Source organism: Amycolatopsis sp. cmx-11-51, from assembly GCF_047608665.1.
Lineage (GTDB): Bacteria > Actinomycetota > Actinomycetes > Mycobacteriales > Pseudonocardiaceae > Amycolatopsis.
Genome location: NZ_JADNQO010000003.1, coordinates 383,051 through 398,943 on the forward strand (window position 1 = coordinate 383,051; position 15,893 = coordinate 398,943).

The following is a 15,893-nucleotide window of genomic DNA, read 5'->3' on the forward strand; positions in this document are numbered from 1 at the left end:
GTGGGAGAGGTATTCGACATGCCAAAGCCGTGGCGCAGGGTGGTCCCGGTGGCGGTCGCGCTCCTGCTCTGTCTCACCGCGGGGATCTTCACCGCGAGGCCGGGACTGAGCGCGAACGAGAACCGTTCGCTGGCCGGCGGGTTCGCCTTCGACCAGGTCCCGCTGAACTCCACGTCGCCGGGTGCGCGGCAGCAACGTCAGGTGCAACCGGAACTCGAACCCATCCGGGCCTGGATCTCCGCGGTCGGGGCGGCGGTGGCGCTGGCCGATCTGCGTGAGCTCAAGCGCTCCGCCGACTTCTGTCTCGTCGACCCGCGCGACGACTCGGTCACCGTGGCCCCGGTGCCGGACGCGGGTGGGCGGGCGTATCCGAAGTTCACGCTGGACCCGCGCCCGCTGGCCTACGACGAGACGATGGCCCCGATGGGCTGCGTGCCGTCCGATCTCGACGAGGACGGTCGCCAGGACCTCCTTGTCTACTACTGGGGCCGGTCGCCGGTGCTGTTCCTGAACTCGGCCGCGCCGGGGACCCCGCCCGCCGCGGCGAACTTCCGGCCGGTGGAACTGGTCTCGCCCATGCAGGTATGGAACTCCACCGCGCTGAACCTCGGCGACGTCGACGGCGACGGGCACCTCGACGTCCTGGTGGGCAACTACTTCCCGGACGGCGCCAAGGTGCTCGACCCGGCCGCGGGGTCCGATGGCCGGATGTACATGCAGGACTCGATGGGCAAGGCGCGCAACGCCGGGGTGAACCGGCTGCTGTTGACCAGACCGTCGGGCGCACCGTCCACGTTGCCGGTGATCACCGACGCCAGCACCGCGTTCCCGGACGATTCGGCGCGGTCGTGGACCCTCGCGTTCGGGCTGCAGGACCTCACCGGCGACAGCCTGCCGGAGATGTACGTTGCCAACGACTTCGGCCCGGACCAGTTGCTGGTCAACAGGTCCACGCCGGGCAAGGCCCGGCTGGCCGAGGTCAACGGTGACCGCGATCTGCTCACCCCGCGGTCGGAGGTGCTCGGGCATGATTCCTTCAAGGGCATGGGGGTCACCTTCACCTATCCCGATGGCAACCCACTGCCGATGATCGCGGTCAGCAACATCACCACGCCGTACGCACTGCATGAGAGCAACTTCGCGTTCGTGCCCACCGGGACCGGTGCCGACCTCGCCGCGGGCAAGCTGCCCTATGCCGAGCGCAGCGAGGATCTCGGCCTGGCCAGGAGCGGCTGGGCGTGGGACATCAAGGCCGGCGACTTCGACAACTCCGGTGTCGACCAGCTCGTGCAGGCGACCGGTTTCCTCAAGGGTGACCGCGACCGGTGGCCGGAACTGCAGGAACTCGCGATGGGCAACGACCAGCTGCTGAAGTACCCGCAAGCGTGGCCGAAGTTCGTGCTCGGCGACGACCTTTCCGGGCACCAGGCGAACCCGTTCTACGTCAGAGCAGGCGACGGCCGCTACACCGACCTCGCCGGTCAGCTCGGCATCGGCGCGCCGTACAACACCCGCGGGTTCGCCTTCGGTGACGTGGACGGCGACGGCAAGCTCGACGCACTGGTCGCCAACCAGTGGGAGGATTCCTTGCTGCTGCGCAACATCGGCCAGTCCAGTCGTAAAGCGGCGGACCTGCGTCTGGTCACCCCCGGCGCGGCCGGTGGCGAGCGGACGGCGATCGGCGCGCGGATCGAGGTGTTCTCCGGCGACCGGACGCTGCGGACCCAGCTGTTCCCGGCGAACGGGCACGCCGGCGTCTCGGCAGGCGAGGCACATCTGGCGCTGCCCGACGGCGGATCCGCACGGGCCGCGATCACCTGGCGGGACGGCACCGGCGTCCATCGGGCCGAGGTCGAGCTCCGGCCCGGTCACCACACCGTGCTGCTCGGCGCGAACGGAACGGCGGTCCTGAAATGACGAGCACGACCGAATCGCGGCGGAACTCCGCCGCGACGGCACCGGCGCCCCCGGCGTCGCCGACGACCGTGCCGGTCCCGGATCCCGGCCCGGACAAACGGATCAAGGCCCTGCGCCGGTTCGCGATGTCGATCACGGCGTTCACCATCGTCGGCCATCTCGTACTCGGGTTCGAGCAGGCGCCGATCACCCCGCTGCTCGCGATAGTGGTCAGTTACGTGACCGCGCTGCTGTTCGAGCGGCTGGACAGCTGGGCGTACGGGCGGACCCCGGAGTACGCCGGTGGCGCGAGCGCGATGGTGACTTTCCTGCTGCCGCCGCATATCACCGCGCTGGCGTGCGCGATGCTGTTGTACGGCAACGCCTCGGTGTGGCCGTACCTGATGGCGGTGGTGGTGGCCAACGCGACGAAGTACGTGGTCCGGGTGCGGCTCAAGGGCAAGTTGCGGCACGTGCTGAACCCGTCGAACTCGGGCATCGTGGTGGTGCTGCTGATCTATCCGTGGGTCGGGATCGCGCCGCCGTACCACTTCACGAACTTCGTCACCGGCACGGTGGACTGGCTGATCCCGCTGGGCATCCTGATGCTCGGCACGATGCTCAACGCCAAGCTCACCGGCAAGGTCCCGCTGATACTGGGCTGGGCAGGCGGTTTCGCCGCGCAAGCGGTGCTGCGGTGGTTGCTGCTCGACCACGCGCTGATCGGCGCGCTGCTCCCGGTCACCGGGGTCGCGTTCATCCTCTACACCAACTACATGATCACCGATCCGGGAACCACCCCGTCGAAGCCACGCAACCAGGTGATCTTCGGCGTCGCCACCGGACTGATCTACGGCGTGCTGGTGGTTTCGGGTGTGGTGTTCGGCCTGTTCTTCGCGCTGGTGATCACCTGCGTGCTGCGCGGGCTGGTACTGGTGGTGAGCGCGTACCGGCCGACGGCGTCGAAGGACACGTCTCGGGTCAGATCCGGGACCGGGTCGTGACCGGGGAGCCCGTCGCGATCGTCGGGATGGCCTGCCGGTACCCGGACGCCACCTCGCCCGCCCGGCTCTGGCAGAACGTGCTCGCGCGCCGCCGCGCGTTCCGGCGCATCCCGGAGTGCCGGTTGTCCCGCCGGTACCAAGGTGGCCGCGCGGACGCCGATCTCACCTACGTGACCCATGCCGGGGTGCTGCGGGACTGGGCGTTCGACCGGCGGCGGTTCGGGATCCCCGGCCCGCTGTACCGCGCGGCCGACCAGACGCACTGGCTCGCGCTGGAGACCGCGGCCGACGCGTTGGCCGACGCCGGTTTCCCCGGCGGCGACGGGCTCGACCGGGACACGGCGGGGGTGGTGCTCGGCAATTCGCTGACCGGTGAGTTCACCAGGGCGGCGACCCTGCGGCTGCGCTGGCCGTTCCTCGCCGACGCCGCCTCGACCGCGCTGGCGGGCGCGGGTGCTCCGGCGGAGCTGTCCGGGGACGTGCTCCGCAGGCTGGAACACCTGGTCAAGCAGCCGTTCCCCGAACCGGGGGAGGAAATGCTCACCGGGACGCTGGCCAACACCATCGCCGGCCGGATCTGCAACCATTTCGACCTGCACGGCACCGGGTACACAGTGGACGGCGCCTGTTCGTCCAGCCTCCTCGCGGTGATGACCGCGGCCCGTGCGCTGGCCGCCGGTGAGCTGGACTTCGCGCTCGCCGGCGGGGTGGACATGTCGATCGACCCCTTGGAACTGATCGGGTTCTCGCGTCTCGGCGCGCTCGCCACCGACCGGATGCGGGTCTACGACGAGCGGCCGACCGGTTTCCTGCCCGGTGAGGGCTGCGGGGTGATCGCGCTGATGCGGGCGGGGGACGCCGAACGGCGCGGGCTGCGCGAGTACGCGCAGCTCGTCGGCTGGGCGTCCTCGTCGGACGGTGCGGGCGGGCTCAGCCGCCCGGAACGGGCCGGGCAGGTGCTCGCGCTGCGCCGCGCCTACCGGGTCGCCGGGCTGGCCCCGGAGTCGGCGGGCCTGATCGAGGGGCACGGGACCGGCACCGAGGTCGGTGACCGGGTGGAACTCGAGGCGCTGACCGAGGTCCGGGGCGCCGGCGCGGCGCCGGCCGCGTTGAGCACGGTGAAGGCGAACATCGGGCACACCAAGGCGGCGGCGGGGGTGGCCGGGCTGATCAAGGCGGCGTTGTCCGTCTTCCACCGGGTGCTGCCACCGGTCACCGGCTGCGAACGGCCGCAGGAACTGCTGCGCGCGGATTCCGCGCCGCTGCGGCTGCTCGCCGAGGCCGAGCCGTGGCCGGACGAGATCCCGGTCGCCGGTGTCTCTTCGATGGGTTTCGGCGGGATCAACGCGCACGTGGTCTTGAGAGGCTCGCCCGGCGACTCGGTCCGCAGCCTGTCCGCCGCGACCCGCCGCTGGTCGGCACGGCGGGAAGAAACCGAGATCGTGCTGCTCGGCGCGACGAGTCCGGCGGACCTTTCCACCCGGCTCGCCGCACTGGCCGCGAGCGCCGAACTGCTGAGCACGGCCGAGGTCGGCGATCTCGCGGCCACCGCATGGCGGGACGACCCAGGGCCGGGCAAGCTACGCGCGGCGTTGGTGGCGCGTGACCCCGACGAGCTGGCGGCGGCCGCGAAGGCCGCGTCGGCCGCGACCGAGGGCTGGTCCGGCGAACCACAGTTCGACCGGTATGGCGGTTTCGCACTCGGTTCGGCGCGCGCGGCCCGGCTGGGCCTGCTGTTCCCCGGGCAGGCCGCGCCGGTCCGCGCCGCGCTGCCCGGCTGGGCGGCGGATCTCGGTGTGCCGGGGCTGCCCACCGGATCGGCGCTGTCTACTGTGGACACGAGTGTGGCGCAGCCCGCGATCGTGCGGCAGTCCCTCGCCGCACTGGCCTGGCTCGCCGAACTCGGCGTGCGCGCGGAGGCCGCGGCCGGGCACAGCCTCGGTGAGCTCACGGCCCTGCGGTGGGCGGGCTGCTGTTCGGCGGAGACGGCGGTGGAACTCGCCGCCGTCCGTGGCCGGATCATGGCCGAATACGGCACCGCCGGCACCACGATGGCGAGCCTCGGCCTTTCGGATTCCGGTGTGGCCGCACTGCTGGCGGGAACCCCGGTGGTGCTCGCCGGGATCAACGGGCCTGGCCAGGTGGTCGTCTCCGGCCCCCGCCTGGACGTCGCCGAGGTACTGCGCCGGGCGCGCGCGGACGGCGTGACCGCGAGCGAACTGCGGGTCTCCCACGGGTTCCACAGTCCGGCCATGAGCGCGAGCGAGGAGCCATTTCGTCAAGCCCTGCGGGGATTCTCGTTGCCAGCGCCCGGCCGTCCGGTGTTCTCCACCATCACCGGCACCCGGGTGACCGCGGGCGGCGACGAACTGCGTGACCTGCTCGTCCGCCAGCTCACCGAGCCGGTGCTGTTCAGCCGCGCGCTCGCGGAACTGGCCGAGTGCTGCGATCTGCTGCTGGAAGCCGGGCCGGGCACGATGCTGGCCGGACTCGCCGGAGCGACCGGCCTGCCGGTGCTGAGCATGGACACCGGCGGTGAGCCCGCGCGGCACGCGTTCGCCACCGCGGTGCTGGCCGCCTGCGCCGGTGCGGACCTGGAGCCGTGGTTCGCGGGCAGGGCGAACCGGCCGCTGCCGCTGGACGCCGTGCCGGACTTCGTGGTGAACCCGTGCGAGAATCGGACAGGCTGGGTCGACGCACCGGAGCGCGAGGCGACGGCGCCGGTGCCGGTGCCGGACGAAGTGCCGGTGAACCCCGTCGAGACCGGCACTGATCCGCTCGCCGTGCTGACCGCGCACCTGGCCACCACGCTCGAACTGCCCGCCGGTTCGATCACCGCCGGCAGTTCACTGCTCGGGGATCTGCACCTGAACTCGTTGCAGGTGGTGCAGATCATCAGCACGGTGGCGGCGGAACTGGGCAAGCGCCCACCGGACACCCCGCTTTCGCTGGCGTCCGCAACCGTCGCGGACGCGGCGGCGGAGCTGACCGGCCTGCCCGAAGCGCCACTGGAGACCGATTCGGTGGCCGGGGTGGCGAACTGGGTGCGGCCGTTCGAGCAGCGGTGGGAACCGTTCACGGCGGAGCCCGCCGGGCCGGTGCGGTGGACCGTGCACGCCACCGCCGGGCACTGGCTGTACGAGTTGCCCGGTGGTGCGGGCGAACCCGGCCTCGCCGTCGAAGTTCCGGAGAAGGCCGGTCCCGCCGAGGTCGCGGAGCTGCTCGGCCTGATCGCGGGCGCCGGGCCGGAGCGGCTACTCGTGGTCCATTGTGGACACCCGGCGGCGGCCGGGATCGCCAGGAGCGCGGCGGTCGAACTGTCCTGTGCGGTGGTCGTCGCCGAACTGCCGGACGTGGGCTTCCGGCCGGATCCCGCCATGCTGGCGGGAGCGGCGCCGGAACGGTACCTCGAACTTCGCTACGGCCGGGACGGATCGGTGCACCGCGCCACGCTGTTCGCGCGGCAGCCGGGAACCGGGGCACCGGAACCGCTCACGGCGGCGGACGTCTGCCTTGTCACCGGCGGGGTCTCCGGGATCACCGCGTACGCCGCGATCGCGCTGGCCGAGCGGACCGGCTGCGCGCTGGTGTTCACCGGCCGTTCGCCGTCCGACGCACCGCACGTGCTGGCGGGACTGGAGCGCGCGGGGGCCGGCGTGACGGCACGCTACGAACGCTGCGACGTCGCCGACGCCGGGCAGGTGCGTGCGCTGAAAACACGGTGCCCGGGCCCGGTGCGCGGTCTCCTGCACGGCGCGGGCCTGAACGAACCCCGCCGGATGAGCGAGGTCACCGCCGCGTCGCTGGCGGCGACCCTGCGGCCGAAGACCGGCGGCCTGCGGGCACTGCTCGGCGAGTTCGGTGAAGAACTCAAGCTGGTACTCGGCTTCGGCTCGATCATCGGCAGGCAGGGGCTCGCCGGGCAATCCGAATACTGCGTCGCCAACGACTGGCTCCGCGTCGAACTGGAGCGGTGGGCGGCCGTCCACCCGTCCTGCCGGGCGCATCTGCTGGAGTGGTCGGTCTGGTCCGAGATCGGCATGGGGGTCCGGCTCGACGTGCTGGACCGGCTGCGCAGGCTCGGGATCGACCCGATCAACCCGGATCGGGGTGTGCGGGCCATGACCGGAGTGCTCGACGATCCCGGATCGCCGGTCACGGTCCTGCTGACCTCGAGATTCCCCGCGACGCCGACCCTGTCCGCCGCGACACCCGCCGGTTCCCCGCCGAGGTTCGCGGAGCGGACCCGCGTGCGTGTGCCAGGTGTGGAGGCGGTGCTGGAGGCCGACCTCGCGCTGGGGGCGGACCCGTACCTCGACGGGCACCGCCTCGACGGCGTGCCGGTGCTGCCCGCCGTGGTCGGCCTGGAAGCGATGCGGCAGGCCGCCGCGCTCGCCGGGCACGCCGAGGGCGCGACCGCGCTGGCCGAACCGCGGTTCCGGGTGCCGGTCACCGTCGGCGCCAGTGACACCAGGGTCATCCGGGTCGCCGCGTTGACCACGCCGGACGGGACCGCGGTGGAACTGCGCGACGACACCGACAGGTTCGCCGCCCCGCGGTTTTCGGCGGTGGTGCGCGAGGCGTCCGAGCCGCCGGCGCAGACCGGGGCCGCGGAGCCGATCACCGGGACCAGTCCGTGGTACGGCTCCTTGTTCTTCCACAGTGGACGGTTCCGCCGAGTGGCCGGGTACCGGCACTTGTCGGCGTTCGCGATCGACGCATGGCTCAACGACGGCGAGCCGGGCCCCTGGTTCTCGGAATTCCACAGTGGACAGTTGTGGCTCGGCGACCCCGCCGCGCACGACGCCACCCTGCACGCGTTGCTCGCCTGCGTCCCGCACCGGCTCGCCCTGCCGATCGGGGCCGAGGAGTTCACCGTCTGGCGCGAACCGTCCGGGCCGTTGCGCGTACTGGGGACCGAGCTTTCGCACACCGACGGCGAATACTGTTTCGACGTCGGCCTCGTCCGCCCCGACGGGCTCGCGGTCGCCGGGTGGCGGTCGCTGCGGCTGCGCGCGGTGGGCACCCGTGACTGGCCGGACGGGATGCCGGTGCGGCTGATCGGCCCGTGGCTTTCGCGGCGGCTGATCGAATGCGGGATCGAGGACCGCCTGGAACTGAGCACCGACGCCGGTGTGCGAAGCCCGATCGCGCTCACCGCACCGCCGCCGGGCACCGGCTGGGCCGCCACCCCCGTCACGGGCACCGATGCGGGCCTGGACCCGGCGGACAGCGAACTCGCCGCGTCGCTCGTGGACAAACTCGGCGAGGACGTCGGTACGGCCGCGACCAGGGTGCGGTCGTACCGGGAGGCGCTCGGGGAGTCCGCGCTCGCACCGTTGCGGATCGACGAGGTCACCGAAGACGGCGTCGTGGTCGCGAGTTCCGATGCGCTGCGAGTGCTCACCGCGAAGGTGCGGGTGCGGGAAACCGGGGACCCGGTCGTGATCGCGCTCGCGATCGGGCGGCGCTGATGCCGGCGGTCTATCGCCACGACCACGTGGTGACCCTGGACGAGACGAACCTGGTCGGCAATGTGTATTTCGCGCATTACGTGCACTGGCAAGGACACTGCCGGGAGTTCTTCCTCGCCGAGCACGCGCCGGGTGTGCTGAAAGCGTTGCGCGCCGGTGACTTCGTGATGGTCACCGTTTCCTGTTCGATGGACTACTACGCCGAGTGTTTCGCCCTCGACGAGGTCGGCGTCGAAATGACCCTGCGGGCCACTTCCGGCAACCGGATCGAGATGGGTTTCGAATTCCGCCGCGGCGGGACGCTGACCGCGCGCGGAACCCAGACGGTCGCCTGTATGCGCCGGGCGGACGGCGGGGTCCGGCCCGCCGGGATACCGGCCGAACTGGAGCACGCGCTGGCGAACTTCAGCTGACACCCCGCCCACTCAGGGGATCAGGACTCCGTGCTCGGCACGCAAGAACCTCATCGATCTCGGCCACTCGCCCGAGGATGCGGACGCGGCCCTCGATTAGATGCGCGAGGCGAATCGAAAGAGAGATGTGACGACGATTACGGCGAAATCGTGCTGGATGTGCCGGACCACCGCCAGGGTGACAGTCGAATCCTCGAAGCGATCGTACTGATGGGAGCACACTTCGATGGCGAGAACTCGACGCACCTCCTCTTCAAGCCCGTCGGAACGGAAATGGCCTTCGAAGAAGACGTTTTGGAAATGAGCATGGTGCGGACGCGGCCGGATGACACCTACGGGTGGTATCCACGGCCGGCGGCGCTGGTGAAGGGACTGTCACCCACCGCAACGCGCGCCGAAGTCATCGCACTCCTGGGTGATCCGGAACGTGTCGGTCCCCCTTTCGGGCGGTACGAGGTCAATAAACACTGTGCGCATTTCGAATTCGATTCGCATGATCGAGTCGCCAGAATTTCCGCGCTGCTCGAGGCGCTCTGAAGTCGGACGGGTGGCCTGGTTCGTCTCCGTCGCGGGGCCGGTAGCCGAGCAGATGACGCCTCGGCCTGCAAATCCGGATGGCCCGGTTTCGTCGGCCGTGCCGCCGGGTAGGATTGTCGTTGACGCGTAATACCCGGTTCGACATGGTGAAAGGCTCTGCGGATGGCTCAGAAGGTTCTTGTCGAGATCGTTGACGATCTCGATGGCAGTGACGCTACGCAGACGGTGCCTTTCGGGCTCGACGGCGTACAGTACGAAATCGATCTGTCCGACGCGAACGCCGAGGCGTTGCGGGGGCTGTTGGGGCGTTACGTCGAGGGCGGGATCCGCACCGGTGGGCGCAAAATCCGTGTCGCGGCAGGCCAGACCACCCTTGGTGGCGAAGGTGTCGCGGTGAGGACCACGGACCGTGAGCGCAATCAGCAGGTGCGTGCCTGGGCGTCGGCGAACGGCTATGCGATCGCCGAGCGCGGTCGCATCCCGAACGAGATCTATGAAGCCTTCGACAACGCCGAGCCGGCTTCCTCGAACCCCGCGGAAGTCGAAGCGGACGTTGCGGATGAGGAACCGGTCAAGCCGAAGCGCAAGCGCGCTCCGCGGAAGGCGAAGGCCGACAACTGACCTCGGCTCCGGCACTGTCGATCTCGGCGACCATCGTCGTACGACAGGACTCCTGACATCCCGGCACCGAAGGTTCTTGCCCGAACCGGGCAAGAACCTTCGGGCGATGTCGTGACCGATTCACTCTGACCGGCCGAGAGCGCGCCGCCGGTCGCCGGGACCCGCCACGATGGGTGGGTCGGCCCTTTTCGAAGGCACTGCTCATGGGCGGAGCGGATCCCTTCTTCAGTGTTGCTTTCACGCTACAACAAGCTTTGGGCACAGGTGTCCGCGCGCACCGGTGACTGTTGTCGAAAGGAAAGCGAAGGAGACGTTTCTCCGCGTGGTGCGACACACTGCGGGACCGATGTCCTCAATGCGGCATCGGGACACTGAGTTTCTCCAATGTGGCATTGGGGGCGGCGGCACTGGTCAGGGTTCGGTCGCGGCAGTTCCGTCAGAACACGAATTGTCACGTTTGCATTCCTGCGCAACAGATGTATCAGGGCTGGGCCTGAGCGTCGTGGAGACGCTGGCGGACTTCGGCGGCCATATTGGGATAGCCGGTGTCTTCGTAGATGGTGGCGGCTTCCTGCGAGCAGGTAATGGCTTCGCCGGTGTGACCGAGCTGGTGGAGGCAGGTCGCCAGAACGTCCAGCGGATCGGCGATGGTGGTACTGCGGTTGACGGGTGTGCTGTGGCCGAGGGTTATCGCGTCCCGGCATAGAGCGATCGCGGCCTCGGGGTCCCCCAGTTGGCGCCGGGCTCGTGCCATGTGTGTCAACGCAAATGCTTCGCCGGTGGGGTCTCCGGCTTGGCGGCGCAGGTGCAGATAGAGGCGGTGGTAGAAGGCAGTCTCAGCACCGCCCATCTCAGCCTCGGCGACGGCCAGCTCGCGCTCGAACACGCCGAACGCGGCCAGGTCCGGGATGCAGTCCGAGGCGCCGGAAAAGCCGTGCCTGCTCGGGGGGAAGTCGCCGGTAGGACCAGTCGAACACCGTCCGGACGGCGGCCCGCTCATCGCCGAACTCGCTGAGGACGTCGAGCCGGGTGTGGTCGTCGGCCAGATCGGCGACGACGTCGGCGACCGTCAGATGGGGGTGGGCGGCGGCGCGGCTGGCCGCGACCCGCAGTGCCAGCGGCAACCGTGCGCACAGCCGGACCAGCTCGCCGACCGCGTCCGGTTCCGCGGCGGCCCGTTCGGCGCCGAGGATGCCGGTGACCAGGTCGAGTGCTTCGGGCGGGGTGAGCAGGTCGAGGGTGAGGCGGTGAGCGGCATCGGTGACGACCAGGCCGGTCAGGCTGTCGCGGCTGGTGACCACCACCATGCAGCCCGCGCTGCCGGGCAGCAGGGGCCGGATCTGTTCGGCGCTGTGGGCGTTGTCCAGCACGAGTAACGTGCGTTTGCCCGCGAGCAGTGATCGCAGCAGCGCCGCCTGGGCGTCGAGGTCGGCGGGGATCGTGCGGGCCGCGACACCCAAGGCCCGCAGGAACCCGCTGAGGGTTTCGCTGGGGGTGACCGGGGTTCCGGGTCCGTAGCCGCGCAGGTTGACGTGCAGGGTGCCGTCCGGGGAACCGGTGCTGGATCCGGTGGGCCCAGTGCAGCGCGAGGGTGGTCTTGCCCATCCCGCCCGCACCGTCGACCGCGGTGATCACCACCGACCGCGGCCGCTCGTCGAACTGGTCGGGGCCGGGTGGGATCAGTGCGTCGGCCGCGGCCAGGTGCTCGCCCCGGCCGGTGAAGTCCCGCACCGACCCTGGAAGCTGCCGGGGCACCATCCGGTCTGAAGTCCGCGCCAGGCCAGGGCGGGACGGGTAGGGATGGGTGATGCGCCCTTGACGTCCCTTCCCCGGTCACCCAGGAAAGGGACGCCAAGAGCGCGATTCAGCCGATTCAGGACTTCTTGCGAGGTGCGCGCTTGCGCTTGACGGGAGCCTCTTCGGCGACCGGCTCAGGGGCCGCCTCGGCGTTGTCGAACGCCTCATAGATCTCGTTGGGAATGCGGCCACGCTCGGCGATCGCGTAGCCGTTGGCCGACGCCCAGGCGCGGACCTGCTGGTTGCGCTCGCGGTCGGTGGTCTTCGCCGTACCACCGGCCACGGTGGACTGTCCGGTTGCGACCCTCACCTTGCGTCCGCCGACTCGCCTGCTGGCGTCGATGTAGCGCTCGAGCTCTTCGCGCAGGGCGACGGCGTTGTTGTCGGAGAGGTCGATCTCGTAGGTGACGCCGTCGAGTGCGAAGGGCACGGTCTGGGTGGCTTCGCCACCGTCGATGTCGTCGACGATCTGGACGGATACCTTTTGTGCCATCGATAGTGCCTTCCGCTAGGTCATTCCACGCCACCTCAGGTTGGCGCAGTGCCAATGAGCCTAGCCGCAGTGTGCCGAACCGGCGGAATGGCAGGTCCCTTGTCGTCGGAGAGCCGGGCGAACTATGTCCATTTCGGACAGAGCCCGCCTACGGTGCGGGGCACGGCTTCGGGCCGTGCAGCAGCACCGGCAGCGTGCGATGCCCGTTGGAAATGAACGAGTCGAGGTGCCGCAGCCCATCCGGTGAGGTCGCGGGTGTCATGTCCGGGAACCGATCGAACAGGGCCGGTAGCGCGATCGCCGCTTCCAGCCGGGCCAGTGGCGCACCGAGGCAGAAGTGCACTCCGTAGCCGAACGCGACATGCGACTTGTCGGCGCGGGTGACATCGAACGCGTCGGCGTCCGGCCCGTGCAGTGCCGGGTCCCGGCCGGCGGCGGCGTAGCCCGCCAAAATCGCCTCGCCCTGCCGGATGACCACATCGGCGACGGAGATGTCCTCGACGGCGTACCGCAGTGGCAGCTGCGCCACAGGTGCCTGCCAGCGCAAGGTCTCCTCGATCGCGGCCCGCCAGGAGACCCGCCCGGCGCGGATCAGGGCGAGTTGGTCAGGGTGGGTGAGCAGCGCGGCGATGGCCTGGTCGAGCAGGTTCACGGTGGTTTCATGACCGGCCGAAATGAACAGGATCAGGGTGTCGATCAGTTCGGCTTCGTCCAGCCGGGCGCCGTCGTCCTGGGTGTGCGCGGCGATGAGCGCGGTGGTGAGATCCTCGCCAGGGGCCACCCGCTTGGCCGCGACGAGTTCAGTGAAGATCGAATGGATGTCTCGATAGGCGGCCAGCATCGCCTCCTGGCTCGCCGAGGCTCGGAAGAAGACGTCGACGGCGTGGCGCAGCACGCGGCGGGCCGAGTCCGGTACCCCGAACAGTTGGCAGATCACGTCGATGGGTACCGGACAGGCGAAACTCTCCCGTAGGTCAACGGGTTTGCCCGGCGGCGTGGTCGCGAGCGTTTCCAGCAGGTCGGTGACGATCCGGGTGATCCGGGGTTCCAGTGTGGCGATTCGGCGCGCGGTGAAGGCCTGCGTCACGAGCGAACGCAACCGTTTGTGGTCGGCGCCGTACGCGGTGAACATGTTCCGCACCGAGACCCACACCAGTAACGGCCAGTCCGCGCTGACGTCGGCCAGTGCCGGCCAGTGCCGGCCAGTGTCGTCGGGCATCCTTGGATACCCGGGGGTCGTTGAGCAGGCTGCGCAGCAGTTCGTAGCTCGTCACCGACCAGGCCACCACCCCGCCCGGTAGCTCCACCTTGGTGAGCGAACCGCGCTCGCGCAGCCGCTCGTTTTCGGCATGGATGTCGTTGCCGCTCGGGTCCAGCACCGGGGGACGTGTCACCGGAAATCACCCTTTCTCGGTGGAGTGAACCGAGTCCAGCGTGCCAGTGGAGCGGTTGCCGGGCTATTCGCCAAATGGTGACGATTCAGGCTGTCGGACACGCGCCTCAGGTACGGAGCGACTTCCGGAATGCGAAACCAGATCTTCGACAATTTGCTCAGCATTGCCTCGGCTGAAAGTCCGTGAAGGCCTCCCCAAGAACCCCGGCACATGCCCGAGTGGGGAGGATTTCAGACGTTGAACGTCCCCAATCTTCCCCGCTCGGCCCCTGGCCGGCACTAGCGATGTCAAGCCCGGATTACCGCCAGCAGCGCAGACCAGCAGCTCCGAGACTCTGCCGGGAACCCCTGTGCCCCAAAGACCTTCAAGCCCCACAGACGAAAGTACTCAGTTGTCCGCGGCGGTGCGGTCGATGATGGCGGCCAGTGTCGTGGCGGCCTCTTCGGGAACCCAGTGGCTGACGCCGGTCAGGATCTCCAGCCGATAGCCGCCGTCGGCGTACTGGGCGGCGAGTTCGGCACCGCGACGGGACAGGGCCGTGTCGCCGTCACTCCATACGTGCGTGGTCGGCACGGGAACCCGGGTGCGCAGGGTCGCCGGGTGTTGCAGGAGCATCGCGCGATACCAGTTCAGTCCGCCGGTCAAGGCTCCGCCGCGGAGGATCTCCTGGTGGACTCGGTCGATTTGGGCCGCAGTCATCCCGGTTTTCGCGAGTGTGCGATCCAGCACCCTCGGCCGGAGCCGGATGGCGAGTTCGGGCAGCAAGGGAAGCTGGAAGAAGAACATGTAGTAGGACCGGATGAGCTGATCACTGGTCAGCATCGAGCGCAGGAACGCCGCGGCGTGGGGGACCGACACGGTGGTCAGTGACCTGATCAGGTCCGGCCGTTGGGCCGCGGTCGCCCAGGCGACGTTGGCGCCCCAGTCATGTCCGACGAGGTGAACCGGTCCGGCTCCGATGGCGTGGATCAGCGCGACGGTGTCGGCCACGAGACGGCTCGACCGGTAGGCGAAGCGGCCACGTGGACGAGCCCGGGGTGAGTAACCGCGCTGGTCGGGCGCGATCGTGCGGTATCCCCGTTCGTTGAGCAGTGCGGCGGTCTCGGCCCACGAAGCGCCGGTCTGCGGGAATCCGTGCAGGAGGACGACGACGGCGCCGTCGAGCGGGCCGGTGTCGCGCACGTCGAAGGTGAGCCCGTCGTGATCGAAGGAGTCGACGCGGCGGGGTGTGGTCATGATCGGGTCTCCGTACTCGCGACACGGCCGTTAAGGTGTTACCTTGGGTAACAGTGAACCACGGTAACGCCTAAATCTACACCCAGCCGACGTAGTCCGGGAGGTCCCTCATGACCAGCACCGATGTGCCGCGCAGCGCGGGAACGGCCGGTGCCGGCCGCCACGAGACCGCGCGGCGGCTCCTCGATTCCTCCGCGATGTTGTCCTACGACCCAGCCACCGAAGTGGACTGGGAGACGCCGTTGGACAAGGACTTCCACGGCGCGAGTCCGGAGTGGAGCACCCTCTACGGGACGAGTTACTGGGCGGAAATGAGCCCGGAGCAGCAGAAGGAGCTCACGCGCCAGGAGGCCGCCTCGGTCGCGAGCACCGGTATCTGGTTCGAGATGATCCTGCAGCAGATGATGCTGCGCGATTTCTACGCCAAGGATCCGACCGATCCGGCGTTCCAGTGGGCGCTGACCGAGATCGCGGACGAATGCCGGCATTCGATCATGTTCGCGCGTGGTGCGGAGAAGCTCGGCGCGCCTCCGTATCGTCCGCGCAGGCTCGCCGTCGAGCTCGGCCGCGTCTTCAAGGCGACAGCCACTGGTGAAGCGGCGTACGCGGCGATCCTCGTCGCCGAAGAAGTCCTCGACGTGATGCAGCGCGACTGGATGCGTGACGAGCGGGTGGTCCCGTTCGTGCGGACCATCAACAACATCCACGTCGTCGAAGAGTCCCGGCACATGAAGTTCGCCCGCGAAGAGACGCGCGAACAGCTGGAGGGCGCGGGCTTCCTGCGCCGACGGATCAACGCGCTGGTCATCGCGATCGCGTCGTATTTCATCGTCAGCAGCATGGTCAACCGCGATGTCTACAAGAACGCGGGACTCGACACCGAGCGCGCGCTGCGCGAGGCGAAGACCAATGAGCACCACAAGTCGATGATGCGGTCCAGTTGCGCCGGCCTGATGGAGTTCCTCGGCTCGTGTGGCCTGCTCACCCGGCCCGCTCTGGTGTTCTACAAGCGGGCGAACCTGATCTGA

Annotated in this window: 12 protein-coding genes; 7 read left to right on the forward strand and 5 right to left on the reverse strand. The window is 69.4% G+C overall.

What is annotated here, in order from left to right; translation table 11 throughout:
* The first annotated feature begins 18 nt into the window (after positions 1–18).
* The 6 genes from ACM6LU_RS15215 (at position 19) to ACM6LU_RS15240 (ending at position 9,945) form a co-directional block, all read left to right on the forward strand.
* On the forward strand, positions 19–1,917 hold the full coding sequence (locus ACM6LU_RS15215) for an FG-GAP-like repeat-containing protein (RefSeq protein WP_414938312.1): 1,899 nt from the start codon (positions 19–21) through the stop codon (positions 1,915–1,917).
* Positions 1,914–2,900 carry an enediyne biosynthesis protein UnbU gene (locus ACM6LU_RS15220; RefSeq protein WP_414938313.1) on the forward strand — a complete coding sequence of 329 codons (987 nt, stop codon included), beginning with the start codon at positions 1,914–1,916 and terminating at the stop codon, positions 2,898–2,900. The genes ACM6LU_RS15215 and ACM6LU_RS15220 overlap by 4 nt, the downstream gene beginning before the upstream one ends.
* Positions 2,897–8,374: an SDR family NAD(P)-dependent oxidoreductase gene (locus ACM6LU_RS15225; protein ID WP_414938314.1), complete on the forward strand. Its 5,478-nt coding sequence runs from the start codon at positions 2,897–2,899 to the stop codon at positions 8,372–8,374. Before ACM6LU_RS15220 ends, ACM6LU_RS15225 begins: the two co-directional genes overlap by 4 nt.
* Positions 8,374–8,787, forward strand: a complete 414-nt coding sequence (locus ACM6LU_RS15230; protein WP_414938315.1) for an acyl-CoA thioesterase — start codon at positions 8,374–8,376, stop codon at positions 8,785–8,787. The genes ACM6LU_RS15225 and ACM6LU_RS15230 overlap by 1 nt, the downstream gene beginning before the upstream one ends.
* A gap of 150 nt (positions 8,788–8,937) precedes the next feature.
* On the forward strand, positions 8,938–9,324 hold the full coding sequence (locus ACM6LU_RS15235) for a hypothetical protein (protein ID WP_414938316.1): 387 nt from the start codon (positions 8,938–8,940) through the stop codon (positions 9,322–9,324).
* Positions 9,325–9,486: 162 nt separating this feature from the next.
* The gene (locus ACM6LU_RS15240) at positions 9,487–9,945 is read left to right on the forward strand and encodes a histone-like nucleoid-structuring protein Lsr2 (protein WP_414938317.1); all 459 of its coding nucleotides are present in this window, start codon (positions 9,487–9,489) and stop codon (positions 9,943–9,945) included.
* 481 nt (positions 9,946–10,426) lie between these two features.
* Here the strand turns inward: ACM6LU_RS15240 and ACM6LU_RS15245 are convergent, their stop codons facing one another.
* From ACM6LU_RS15245 to ACM6LU_RS15265, 5 genes are all read right to left on the reverse strand, one after another.
* On the reverse strand, positions 10,427–10,831 hold the full coding sequence (locus ACM6LU_RS15245; RefSeq protein ID WP_414938318.1) for a tetratricopeptide repeat protein: 405 nt from the start codon (positions 10,829–10,831) through the stop codon (positions 10,427–10,429).
* A complete protein-coding gene (locus ACM6LU_RS15250; protein ID WP_414938319.1) occupies positions 10,797–11,561 on the reverse strand; it encodes an NB-ARC domain-containing protein in 765 nt (254 codons plus the stop codon). Before ACM6LU_RS15250 ends, ACM6LU_RS15245 begins: the two co-directional genes overlap by 35 nt.
* A 257-nt stretch (positions 11,562–11,818) precedes the next feature.
* The gene (locus ACM6LU_RS15255; RefSeq protein ID WP_414938320.1) at positions 11,819–12,235 is read right to left on the reverse strand and encodes a histone-like nucleoid-structuring protein Lsr2; all 417 of its coding nucleotides are present in this window, start codon (positions 12,233–12,235) and stop codon (positions 11,819–11,821) included.
* A 148-nt stretch (positions 12,236–12,383) separates the two neighbouring features.
* Positions 12,384–13,454: a cytochrome P450 family protein gene (locus ACM6LU_RS15260; protein WP_414938321.1), complete on the reverse strand. Its 1,071-nt coding sequence runs from the start codon at positions 13,452–13,454 to the stop codon at positions 12,384–12,386.
* Between the two features lie 562 nt (positions 13,455–14,016).
* Positions 14,017–14,865 (reverse strand): alpha/beta fold hydrolase, encoded by an 849-nt coding sequence (locus ACM6LU_RS15265; protein WP_414938322.1) that lies wholly within the window; start codon positions 14,863–14,865, stop codon positions 14,017–14,019.
* A 110-nt stretch (positions 14,866–14,975) separates the two neighbouring features.
* Here ACM6LU_RS15265 and ACM6LU_RS15270 point away from each other — a divergent pair, with 110 nt between their 5' ends.
* Positions 14,976–15,893 (forward strand): AurF N-oxygenase family protein, encoded by a 918-nt coding sequence (locus ACM6LU_RS15270; protein WP_414938323.1) that lies wholly within the window; start codon positions 14,976–14,978, stop codon positions 15,891–15,893.

Bases quoted from the DNA above. Each gene is read 5' to 3' on its own strand.
- ACM6LU_RS15230 (WP_414938315.1), top strand. From the start codon at position 8,374: ATGCCGGCGGTCTATCGCCACGACCACGTGGTGACCCTGGACGAGACG.
- ACM6LU_RS15260 (WP_414938321.1), bottom strand. From the start codon at position 13,454: ATGCCCGACGACACTGGCCGGCACTGGCCGGCACTGGCCGACGTCAGC.
- ACM6LU_RS15215 (WP_414938312.1), top strand. From the start codon at position 19: ATGCCAAAGCCGTGGCGCAGGGTGGTCCCGGTGGCGGTCGCGCTCCTG.
- ACM6LU_RS15240 (WP_414938317.1), top strand. From the start codon at position 9,487: ATGGCTCAGAAGGTTCTTGTCGAGATCGTTGACGATCTCGATGGCAGT.
- ACM6LU_RS15255 (WP_414938320.1), bottom strand. From the start codon at position 12,235: ATGGCACAAAAGGTATCCGTCCAGATCGTCGACGACATCGACGGTGGC.
- ACM6LU_RS15220 (WP_414938313.1), top strand. From the start codon at position 1,914: ATGACGAGCACGACCGAATCGCGGCGGAACTCCGCCGCGACGGCACCG.
- ACM6LU_RS15270 (WP_414938323.1), top strand. From the start codon at position 14,976: ATGACCAGCACCGATGTGCCGCGCAGCGCGGGAACGGCCGGTGCCGGC.
- ACM6LU_RS15265 (WP_414938322.1), bottom strand. From the start codon at position 14,865: ATGACCACACCCCGCCGCGTCGACTCCTTCGATCACGACGGGCTCACC.